Source organism: Actinomadura sp. ATCC 39365, from assembly GCF_054392275.1.
The window spans coordinates 93033-102316 of sequence record NZ_CP184335.1 but is presented as its reverse complement, the minus strand read 5'-3'; the positions used below and the strand labels follow the sequence as shown (position 1 = coordinate 102316).

General features: G+C 71.1%; 13 protein-coding genes. 5 read left to right on the top strand and 8 right to left on the bottom strand.

Translation table 11 applies throughout. The features are described from left to right. Positions 1–103 precede the first annotated feature (103 nt). On the top strand, positions 104–1021 hold the full coding sequence (locus tag ACNF49_RS00585) for a TetR/AcrR family transcriptional regulator C-terminal domain-containing protein (protein ID WP_357967181.1): 918 nt from the start codon (positions 104–106) through the stop codon (positions 1019–1021). On the opposite strand, the gene ACNF49_RS00580 is transcribed toward ACNF49_RS00585, so the two are convergent. Continuing rightward, positions 1018–1752 (bottom strand): alanyl-tRNA editing protein, encoded by a 735-nt coding sequence (locus ACNF49_RS00580; RefSeq protein WP_482942469.1) that lies wholly within the window; start codon positions 1750–1752, stop codon positions 1018–1020. The two genes, ACNF49_RS00585 and ACNF49_RS00580, sit on opposite strands and share 4 nt — an antisense overlap. 181 nt (positions 1753–1933) lie before the next feature. Here ACNF49_RS00580 and ACNF49_RS00575 point away from each other — a divergent pair, with 181 nt between their 5' ends. Then, entirely contained in the window at positions 1934–2476 is a 543-nt protein-coding gene (locus tag ACNF49_RS00575) for an SGNH/GDSL hydrolase family protein (protein ID WP_482945707.1), read from the top strand. Positions 2477–2492: 16 nt separating this feature from the next. On the opposite strand, the gene ACNF49_RS00570 is transcribed toward ACNF49_RS00575, so the two are convergent. The 5 genes from ACNF49_RS00570 to ACNF49_RS00550 all read right to left on the bottom strand — a co-directional run bounded on the left by ACNF49_RS00570 (position 2493) and on the right by ACNF49_RS00550 (position 5205). Further along, a complete protein-coding gene (locus ACNF49_RS00570; RefSeq protein ID WP_482942468.1) occupies positions 2493–2852 on the bottom strand; it encodes a DUF2516 family protein in 360 nt (119 codons plus the stop codon). Between the two features lie 124 nt (positions 2853–2976). Then, positions 2977–3387: a hypothetical protein gene (locus tag ACNF49_RS00565; protein WP_357967190.1), complete on the bottom strand. Its 411-nt coding sequence runs from the start codon at positions 3385–3387 to the stop codon at positions 2977–2979. A gap of 3 nt (positions 3388–3390) precedes the next feature. Beyond that, positions 3391–3885, bottom strand: a complete 495-nt coding sequence (locus tag ACNF49_RS00560) for a helix-turn-helix domain-containing protein (protein ID WP_352355473.1) — start codon at positions 3883–3885, stop codon at positions 3391–3393. Between the two features lie 61 nt (positions 3886–3946). Continuing rightward, the gene (locus ACNF49_RS00555) at positions 3947–4852 is read right to left on the bottom strand and encodes a M56 family metallopeptidase (protein WP_357967193.1); all 906 of its coding nucleotides are present in this window, start codon (positions 4850–4852) and stop codon (positions 3947–3949) included. Next, positions 4849–5205, bottom strand: a complete 357-nt coding sequence (locus ACNF49_RS00550; protein ID WP_352319711.1) for a BlaI/MecI/CopY family transcriptional regulator — start codon at positions 5203–5205, stop codon at positions 4849–4851. Before ACNF49_RS00550 ends, ACNF49_RS00555 begins: the two co-directional genes overlap by 4 nt. Positions 5206–5293: 88 nt before the next feature. On the opposite strand from ACNF49_RS00550, the gene ACNF49_RS00545 reads away from it, so the two are divergent. Then, positions 5294–5803 (top strand): O-acetyl-ADP-ribose deacetylase, encoded by a 510-nt coding sequence (locus ACNF49_RS00545; protein ID WP_482942467.1) that lies wholly within the window; start codon positions 5294–5296, stop codon positions 5801–5803. A gap of 8 nt (positions 5804–5811) precedes the next feature. On the opposite strand, the gene ACNF49_RS00540 is transcribed toward ACNF49_RS00545, so the two are convergent. Then, positions 5812–6603 carry a class I SAM-dependent methyltransferase gene (locus ACNF49_RS00540; protein ID WP_482942466.1) on the bottom strand — a complete coding sequence of 264 codons (792 nt, stop codon included), beginning with the start codon at positions 6601–6603 and terminating at the stop codon, positions 5812–5814. A 5-nt stretch (positions 6604–6608) separates the two neighbouring features. Beyond that, positions 6609–7355 carry an SDR family NAD(P)-dependent oxidoreductase gene (locus ACNF49_RS00535; protein WP_357967201.1) on the bottom strand — a complete coding sequence of 249 codons (747 nt, stop codon included), beginning with the start codon at positions 7353–7355 and terminating at the stop codon, positions 6609–6611. 94 nt (positions 7356–7449) lie between these two features. Between ACNF49_RS00535 and mshA the strand changes: the two genes are divergently transcribed. Next, positions 7450–8727 carry a D-inositol-3-phosphate glycosyltransferase gene (gene mshA / locus ACNF49_RS00530; protein WP_498701728.1) on the top strand — a complete coding sequence of 426 codons (1278 nt, stop codon included), beginning with the start codon at positions 7450–7452 and terminating at the stop codon, positions 8725–8727. Between the two features lie 42 nt (positions 8728–8769). Further along, positions 8770–9249 carry a type III secretion system chaperone family protein gene (locus ACNF49_RS00525; RefSeq protein ID WP_357967206.1) on the top strand — a complete coding sequence of 160 codons (480 nt, stop codon included), beginning with the start codon at positions 8770–8772 and terminating at the stop codon, positions 9247–9249. Positions 9250–9284 lie beyond the last annotated feature (35 nt).

Below are 9284 nucleotides of genomic sequence, written 5' to 3'. Positions count from 1 at the left end.
CCCTGCTGTTGACGTTGTACGCGGAACTGAATGTACGACGTACATACAGCAGCTCACAAGGGTTCACTGGTACGATCTGTACTAGTACAGAGAAAGGGTTGTGATGACCGCTCCGCCCTACGCGCGCATCGTCGAGGACATCAGGCGGCGCATCGCCGACGGCCGGCTCCGTCCCGGCGACCGAGTGCCCTCCACCAGGCAGCTCGCCCGCGACTGGGAGGTCGCGCTCGCCACGGCCGCCAAGGCGCTCATGGTGCTGGCCCAGGAGGGGGCGGTGGTCGCCGAGCCGCGCGTCGGCACGATCGTGGCCGAGACCCGCGGCGGCAGGGCGCGGCGGGCCCCCGTCCCGTCCGGCGACGACCTGACCCGCGACCGCATCGTGGCCGCGGCCGTCGAGATCGCCGACGCCGACGGGCTCGCCGAGCTGACCATGCGCGGCGTCGCGGGCCGGCTCGGCGTGGCCACCATGTCCCTCTACCGGCACGTCGGCGGCAAGGACGACCTGGTCATGCTCATGATCGACCACGTGATCAGGGAGTTCCCGCTGCCCGACCCGCCGCCCGACGGATGGCGGGCCAGGCTGGAGACCGCCGCGCGGGTGCAGTGGGCGGGCTACCGCACCCACCCGTGGATGGCCAGGGTCACGTCACTGACCAGGCCGTTGCCCTCGGCCAGCCTGATCGCCCACACCGAGTGGGTCATGCGCACGCTGGAGGGCTCGCCTCTCGATCCGGTCAGCAAGATGCACGTGCACACCCTGCTGTTCAGCTTCGTCCAGGGCCTGGCCGCCAACATCGAGATGGAGCAGCAGGCCCAGGCCGCGACCGGGCTGACCGCCGACGAGTGGATGACCAGCCGGGAGGGGGAGCTCCAGGCGCTGGCGGAGTCGGGGCGGCTGACCGCCTTCACCGGCGTCATCGAGGAACTGGGCGGCGAGTTCGACCTCGACCTCGACCGGCTCTTCGCCTTCGGCCTCGACGCGCTGCTCGACGGGCTCGCCGGGCTGGTGGAGGGGCGCTAGTCGGAGATCGCGATGCGCAGCCGGCGGAAGCCGCGGCCCTTGCTCTCGATCTTGGCCACCTTGATGCGGCCGATCTGCTTGGTCGAGGCCACGTGGGTGCCGCCGTCGGCCTGCGTGTCGAGGCCCACGATGTCGACGATGCGCACGTCCTGGACGGCCTCGGGCACCAGGTTGCCGGCCGTGCGGATGATGTCGGGGATCTCGAACGCCTCCCGCCGCGGCAACACGCGCACGTCGATGCGGCGGTCGGCGGCGATCTCGGCGTTGCACGCGTCCTCGACGGCCTCCTTGAAGCCGGGCGGCACCTCGGGCAGGTCGAAGTCCATGCGGGCGCTCAGCTCGTCCATGTTGCCGCCGGTGACCAGGCAGCCGTAGTCCCTGAACACCACGCCGCACAACACGTGGAGCCCCGAGTGCGTACGCATGAGCGCCGAACGCCGGGCGTCGGCCACGGCCGCCTCCACCACTGTGCCGACGGGCGGGATCGGGTCGCCCTCGGCGGGGATCAGGTAGAGATCGTCGCCTTTGCGCACCCCGACGATGCGCGTCTCCACGCCCTGCCAGATCAGAACTCCGTGATCGGCAGGCTGGCCGCCCCCGCCTGGATAGAATGCCGACCTGCTCAGCACGATCCCCTCAGGCGCCGCGTCCAGCACGACGGCTTCGAAGTCGCGCAGGCTCTGGTCGGACAGTTCGAGCCGCTGCGTGCGTCCGTGGAGGTCGGCGGTCATATCGGCAGCCTAGTGCCCCGGGGTGATTATGCGTGGCCTGATGCTTCGAGGAAGAATCGCCCCGGTCGTCGCAATAATGGGGATTTTTGCTGGGATTTCAGCATGTACTAGTGCGGTGGCCCGGACGCCGCCGCAGCGGGCGCCTCAGGCCGTCCCGCCGGCCCGTCCGGTGGTTCCCGTGATGATGTTCGTGGGCGACAGCTTCACGGTCGGATCCGGCCCGGTGCCGCCCTGGCGGACCTACGCCTCGGAGTCGGCTCGGCTGCTCGGCTGGCAGCCGGTGATCGCCGGCGCCGGTGGCACCGGCTATCTCAACGAGGGCAAGGTGGGCCGCACGTTCCGGCGGTCGTTCGAGGAGGAGCTGGCCTGGCGGCCGGCCCCCGACGTGCTGGTCATCTCCGGCGGCCACAACGACCAGCGCTGGAGCACCGGGCAGGTGCGCGAGGCCGCCGCCGCCCTGCTCGCCGAGGTGCGCCGCCGCTGGCCGGTCACCAAGGTCGTGATGGTCGGCCCGATCTGGCTGGAGGACACCCCGGCCAAGGCCTATCGGGTGCGCGACGCCCTGGCGGAGGTGGCGGACGCCGCGGGCGTGCCGTTCCTCGACCCGATGCGCCGGAAATGGGTGACCGGCAGGCCGTCGGAGACGGTGCTGCCCGACGGCGTGCATCCCACGTTCGCCGGGCACGAGCGCATCGCCGCGTGGCTGGCGGCGCAGCTGGCCTGAGCCGGCCTGAGCTGGCCTACCAGGGGCCGTAGGGGCCGCTGTTGCCGCGGCCCATGCCCTTGACGGCGGGCTTGACGTCGACGATGTAGATCGTGGCGGCGATGACGGCCAGGATGGAGAACAGGCCGAGCCCGTTGAGGCCGATGAAGCGGAAGCCGCCGATCAGCATGAAGTCGTTGAAGTAGCCCAGCGCGCCGCCGCCGGAGAGCAGGGTGGCCAGCGCGAGGATGAGCACCCAGATCTTCTTCTGCAGCTTGCCCGCCGAGACGAACGCGTTGGTCGGCACGCGCGCCGCGTGCACCAGCGCGTAGATCGACATGCCGAAGATGACGGCGGCGAGCACCAGGAAAAGGAAGTTGAAAACGCCGTTGATCATATTCATGTTGCTGGCTCCACCCAACGCCGCGATGAAATCGGCCCCAGCCTAATAGGCGTCCCCGACAAGCGGGCACCGGAAGAGAAACGGGCCCGCCTCCGGAGAGGCGGGCCCGTTCGCTCACTCAGGCCTTGGCCCGAGGGGTACGCGTGGTCTTCTTGACGGGCTCGGCGACGGGCGGCTCGGCGGCCTCCGACACCTCCTCCAGCTCAAGGGCGGCCTCGCCGGTCGTCTTGCTGACGACCTTGCGGCCGCGGGTGGCGAAGTCCTCGTAGACCTCGGTGGCCTTGTTGCTCAGCTGGTCGGCGTACTCGCGGGCCTTGTCCGGGAACTCGCGGACGAAGCCCTCGGCCTTGTCGGCGTACGCGCGGGTCTTCTCCGGCAGGTCCCTGGCCAGCTCCGAGCGGCGGGACTGGAGCTGACGCAGCTGCTCGGGCAGCTCGCGCAGCTTCTCGACGGCGAAGTCGCCGGCGCCGGCGAAGGCGTAGAAGGGCTTGGAGTCGGTGAGCTTCTTGACCTCGGTGGCAAGCGTCATGGGTTAACCTTCCTTGGTTTCCTGGGTGACGGTCCCGTTGCCGGGGGAGGCCGCGTAGGGCTCAAGCGCGGCGAGATACTCCTCGGGCAGCGGCGGCTCGTCGTCCGCGGTGGAGTCGTGCTGAGGGCGGGCGTTCTGGGAGGTCTGCTCGCCCTCGGTGCGGTTCTCCTTGCGGAACGATTCGTAGATGTCGATCAGCACCTGGCGCTGCCGCTCGGTGAGCAGCGTGTCGGCGTTGACCGCGGTGATCACGTCGCTCGGCGGCTCCCGGTCCTCGATGAGGCCGGCCTGCACGTAGAGCGCCTGCGAGGAGATGCGCAGACCCTTGGCGATCTGGTTCAGGATCTCCGCGCTCGGCTTGCGCAGCCCGCGCTCGATCTGGCTCAGGTAGGGGTTGGAGACCCCTGCCGCCTGCGCGAGCTGGCGCAGCGAGATCTTCGCCTGTTGCCGTTGCTCGCGGATGTATTCGCCGATCGAGCCGACCTTGGGTAGTGCCATACCCATAGTCTGCCGTCCCGTGCTTGCAATTGCAAACGGAACGGCTAACACCTGCAAGCAGTCAGAGCTGGTAGACCCACAGGAAGGGAGTGGTGGTGAGCAAGCTCACAGAGAGGGCGAGGTAGCCGTACCGGACAAATGCTGACAATTCCGGCCCTGGTTTGATCAGGCGGTCCACCCTGGCCATGACGTTGTGCGCGTGCACGCCGAGCATGCCGTGCGGGGTCGGCATGGCGCCGGCCGTACCGAACCTGAGCAGCGCCGTCGCCAGCCTGCGCGGTGAGCAGTAGCGGCGGGCGCGGTCGTCGGCGGCCATCTCGATCAGCAGCTCCACCTGCGCCTGCGCGTCGGCCACCACCTTCGACCAGGGCAGCGCCCGGCGCAGCGCGGCGAACGGCAGCAGCACCAGATCGTGCCGCTCGCGCACATGGGCGGCCTCGTGCGCCAGCACGGCCGCCATCTCGTCGTGCGACAGCAGCTCGAGCGCGCCCGCGCTGACCACGACCTGCGAACGCAACCCCGGCACGCAGTACGCCGCCGCGCTGGGATGGTCGAGCACCCGAACCCCCGGCACGCCGGGATCGTCGCGGGAGATCAGCGCGAGCAGCACGCGATGCCGCCGCCGCGCGCGCAACGCCTGCACGCCGGCCGTCAGCAGCACCACGACCAGCACCGCCAGCGACGTGAGACCGGCGATCATGGCCAGGACGTGCAGCGGGTCCCACGCCTCGACCGGCGTCTCCCCGCGCGCGAAGGCGATCAGCCCCGGCAGCACGCCCACGTCGTAGGGCATGACCGCGTAGGCGAGCATGGCGCCGGTGGTGGCCAGACCCCAGGCCACGCCCAGGGACTGCCAGACGATGATGGCGAGCCTCGGGGCACGGGAGGTCCACCGGGCCGTCGTGAAACGCCAGGAGCCGAGCGCGCACGCCGTGGCGAGCGCCGCTAGCACCGCTGCCGTGATCACTCTTCCTCCAGCTCCGTGAGGGCTCTCCGCAGGATCTCCGCCTCCGGGCCCGACACGGCCTGGGCGAAGCGGGTCAGGGCGGCCGATCGGTCGCCCGTCAGGTCCAACGCCTCAAGCATAAGCTCGGCGATGTAGGCGTCACGGCTCGCGGCCGGTTCGTAACGCCACGCGCGGCCGTCCCTGGTGCGCTCCAGGAAACCCTTGCGCGTGAGGCGGTCGAGTACGGTCATCACCGTCGTGGGGGCGAGGTCGCGATCGGCAATGAGCCTGCCGACCTCGCGGGCGGTCAGCGGGTTGTGCTCCGCCCAGAGGATGTCCATGATGCTGCGCTCAAGCTCGCCAAGACCCTTCACGCCCTTCAGGGTAGCTCTACAATGCGTCGAGCTGGCATCCGGGAGCGGCAAGTGGCGGCGCGGAAGCCCGCCTGGCAGGCTCGGTGAGATGAATGTCACGTTGGTGCAGGGCGACATCACCGAGCAGCGGGCCGACGCGATCGTGAACGCGGCCAACTCCTCGCTGCTCGGCGGCGGGGGCGTCGACGGCGCCATCCACCGCCGCGGCGGGCCGGAGATCCTGGAGGAGTGCAGGCGGCTGCGCGCCGGGCATTACGGCAAGGGCCTGCCGGCCGGCCGGGCCGTCGCCACCACCGCCGGGCTGCTGCCGGCCCGCTGGGTGATCCACACGGTCGGTCCGGTCTACTCCAGGTCGCAGGACCGCTCCGAGCTGCTGGCCGCCTGCCACCAGGAGTCGCTGCGGGTGGCCGACGAGCTGGGCGCGCGGACGGTGGCCTTCCCCGCGATCTCCACGGGCGTCTACGGCTGGCCGCTCGACGACGCCGCCCGCATCGCCGTCGCCGCCGTGCGCGCGGCCCGGACATCGGTGGACGAGGTCAGGTTCGTGCTGTTCGACACCGCCGCCTACGAGGTGTTCCTCGCGCAGATCTCCCGTTAGGACGCCTGTCAGCGCGGGTCCACCGCCGACCAGGGCAGGGTCAGCTCGCCGAGCCGCCATCTGGCCGGGCCGCCGAGCGGCGGGCGCGCCGCCACCGGCCACTGCCCGGCCAGCAGCCGCACGGACGCCAGCCAGCGCTGCCGCAGCCCGTGCACCCCGTAAGGGGCGCTGACCGCCCACGCGTGGTCGAAGTCGCGCAGGAACGCATGGATGCGCTCACCCGGCACGTTCCGGTGGATGAGGGTCTTCGGCAGCCGGTCGGCCAGGTCGGAAGGCCGCTCGAAGGCGTCGAAACGGGCGGAGAACGTCAGCGTGCGCGGGCCGTCGGGGGACAGGCCCACCCAGACCGCCCGCCGTCCGGTCTCGGAGCAGGTGCCCTCGACCAGCACGCCGCCGGGGGCCAGCTTGCCGCACAGCACGTCCCAGTAGTGCCACGCCTCCGCCTCGCCGTACTGGCGCAGCACGTTGAAGGCGCGGACCAGCGCCGGCGGGCGCGGGACGGGCAGCTCGAAGCCGCCGAGCGCGAAGCTCAGCCCCTCCCGCTCGTACGGCTTGGCCAGGGCCACCCTGGCCGGGTCGATCTCGATGCCGACCACCTCGACGTCGGGCGCGACCGCGCGCAGCCGGGTGAACAGCTCGAGCGTGGTGGTGTGCGAGGCGCCGTAGCCGAGGTCGACGACGAGCGGGCGGACGGCGGCGCGCAGGGCCGGGCCGTGCACGGCGGCCGTCCAGCGGTCGACCCGGCGCAGCCGGTTGTGCCACGTCGTGCCGCGCGTGATCGCGCCGACCGGTCTGGCCATCCGGCTCAGCCACCGCTGACGCGGTGCACCTTGTGCTGGGCGGCCTGGGCGCGCGGCCTGATCACCAGGCGGTCGATGTTCACGTGGGACGGGCGCGTCACGCACCAGGCGATGGCGTCGGCCACGTCGTCGGAGGACAGCGGGTCGGGGACGCCCTCGTACACGCGGGCGGCGGCCGTCTCGTCGCCGCGGAAGCGGGTGACCGCGAAGCCCTCGCTCCTGACCATGCCCGGCGCGATCTCGACCACTCGGACCGGCTGCCCGACCAGCTCAAGGCGGAGGGTCTCGGCCATCGAGGACTGGGCGTGCTTGGCCGCGCAGTAGCCGCCGCCGCCCTCGTAGGAGACCAGGGCGGCGGTCGAGGTCAGCATCACCAGGACGCCGTCGCCCGACGCCACGAGTTTGGGGATCAGCGCCTGGGTCATGCGTAGGGAGCCGAGTACGTTCGTGTCGTACATCTGCTGCCAGTCGTCCAGAAGGCCGTCCGTGACCGATTCCACGCCGAGCGCGCCACCGGCGTTGTTGACCAGCACGTCGCAGCGGTCGAGCGAGCCCACCAGCGCGTCGACCGACTCCTGAGAGGTCACGTCGAGCGTCACCGGCCTGATCGAGGGCACCTCCGCGGCCAGCTTGTCCAGCCGGTCGCGGCGCCGTGCGCCCGCCACCACCGCGTAACCTTCAGCGGCGAGCCGCCGCGCGGTCGCCTCGCCGATCCCGCCGCTCGCACCGGTCACCACTGCCGTTCTCTGCATGCCCCTCATCCTGCCAGGGCGGACGCGGTGCGAACCGCGGCAGGGAATGTCGAAAAAATCTGGATAGTTGTATTCCGCTTGGAGGTGATGTCGAGTGAGGCGACGACGGGTCAGCCGGGTCGCGACCATCAGCATGCACACATCGCCATTGGACCAGCCCGGCACGGGCGACGCCGGTGGGATGAACGTGTACATCGTCGAGTCGGCCAGGAGACTGGCACAACTCGGCGTGGAGGTGGAGATCTTCACCAGGGCCACCGCCCGCGACCAGCCGCCCGTGGCCGAACTCGCCCCAGGCGTCCTGGTACGTCACCTGACGGCAGGGCCGTACGAGGAGATGGACCGCGCGGACCTGCCCGGGCAGCTCTGCGCCTTCCTGTCGGAGGTGCTGCGCACCGAGGCCATGTACGACCCCGGCCGCTACGACGTCATCCACTCCCACTACTGGCTGTCCGGGCAGGTCGGCTGGCTGGCCAAGGAGCGCTGGGGCGTGCCGCTCGTGCACACCATGCACACCATGGCCAAGGTCAAGAACCTGCTGCTCGCCCAGGACGACAAGCCGGAGCCGCAGGCCCGCGTGGTGGGCGAGGAACAGGTCGTGGAGATCGCCGACCGCCTCGTGGCCAACACCGCCGACGAGGCCCGCGAGCTCATCGACCTGTACGGCGCCGCCCGGCAGCGGGTGGCCGTCGTGAACCCCGGCGTCAACCTCACCGTCTTCCAGCCCGCCTCGCAGGGCGCCGCCCGGCAGCGGCTCGGCCTGCCGCAGGACGCCCGCGTGCTGCTGTTCGTGGGCCGCATCCAGCCGCTCAAGGCCCCGGACGTGCTGCTGCGCGCGGCCTCGCGCATGCTCATCGACGACCCCTCGCTGCGCGGCCGGCTGGTCGTCGCCTGCGTCGGCGGGCCGTCGGGCAACGGGCTCGCCCGGCCGTCCATCCTCACCGAACTGGCCGGTGAGCTGGGCATCTCCGACGTCGTCCGGCTCGTGCCGCCGGCTCCGCAGGAGGAGCTGGCCGACTGGTACCGGGCTGCGGACGTGACCGTCGTGCCGTCGTACAGCGAGTCGTTCGGGCTCGTGGCCCTGGAGTCGCAGGCCTGCGGGACGCCGGTCGCCGCGGCCGCCGTGGGCGGCTTGCGCACCGCCGTCGCCGACGGGGTCTCCGGCGTGCTGGTGGACGGGCACGACCCCGACGAATGGGCCCGCGTCCTGCATCGCCTGGTCACCCTGCCGGAGTGGCGTGAGCAGTTGTCGCGGGGGGCGCGTACACACGCGGCCGCCTTCGGCTGGCAGGCGACGGCGGGCCGGCTCATGGAGGTGTACGCGGGCGCCGTCGCGAATCTGCACAAGGTGCCCGTGGCGCTCAACTTCTAGCGGCTTCAGAGCCCTACGTCGCGCACTCCTAAGCTGTATCCCATGCGCGATGTCGTCGAAGCCGCGCTCAAGGCCGCGGACGTCTCCTACGACGAGCCGCGGCCCGGGGCGTTCCTGGTCAAGCTGCCCGGACAGCACAAGCTCGCCACCATGACCTGGCTGATCGTCGGCGAGCGGGTGCTGCACGTCGAGGCGTTCTTCTGCCGCCAGCCGGACGAGAACCACGAGGAGTTCTACCGCTGGCTCCTCGGCAAGAACGGCGCCATGTACGGCGTGCACTTCTCCCTCGACCCCGTCGGCGACGTCTACCTCGTCGGCCGGGTGCCGCTGGCCGCCGTCAGCGAGGAGGAGGTCGACCGGCTGCTCGGTTGCGTGCTCACGTACGCCGACGACTGGTTCGACCGGGCGCTGGAGCTGGGCTTCGCCTCCTCCATCAGGCGGGAGTGGGAGTGGCGTGCCAAGCGCGGCGAATCCCTGGCCAACCTGCAGGCCTTCGCCCGCTTCGCCGACCCGGGGCAGTGACCTGCCGGCGCTCCGGGCGGCGGCCATAGGATTGG

Bases quoted from the DNA above. Each gene is read 5' to 3' on its own strand.
- ACNF49_RS00585 (WP_357967181.1), top strand. From the start codon at position 104: ATGACCGCTCCGCCCTACGCGCGCATCGTCGAGGACATCAGGCGGCGC.
- ACNF49_RS00580 (WP_482942469.1), bottom strand. From the start codon at position 1,752: ATGACCGCCGACCTCCACGGACGCACGCAGCGGCTCGAACTGTCCGAC.
- ACNF49_RS00575 (WP_482945707.1), top strand. From the start codon at position 1,934: ATGATGTTCGTGGGCGACAGCTTCACGGTCGGATCCGGCCCGGTGCCG.
- ACNF49_RS00570 (WP_482942468.1), bottom strand. From the start codon at position 2,852: ATGATCAACGGCGTTTTCAACTTCCTTTTCCTGGTGCTCGCCGCCGTC.
- ACNF49_RS00565 (WP_357967190.1), bottom strand. From the start codon at position 3,387: ATGACGCTTGCCACCGAGGTCAAGAAGCTCACCGACTCCAAGCCCTTC.
- ACNF49_RS00560 (WP_352355473.1), bottom strand. From the start codon at position 3,885: ATGGCACTACCCAAGGTCGGCTCGATCGGCGAATACATCCGCGAGCAA.
- ACNF49_RS00545 (WP_482942467.1), top strand. From the start codon at position 5,294: ATGAATGTCACGTTGGTGCAGGGCGACATCACCGAGCAGCGGGCCGAC.
- ACNF49_RS00540 (WP_482942466.1), bottom strand. From the start codon at position 6,603: ATGGCCAGACCGGTCGGCGCGATCACGCGCGGCACGACGTGGCACAAC.
- ACNF49_RS00535 (WP_357967201.1), bottom strand. From the start codon at position 7,355: ATGCAGAGAACGGCAGTGGTGACCGGTGCGAGCGGCGGGATCGGCGAG.
- ACNF49_RS00525 (WP_357967206.1), top strand. From the start codon at position 8,770: ATGCGCGATGTCGTCGAAGCCGCGCTCAAGGCCGCGGACGTCTCCTAC.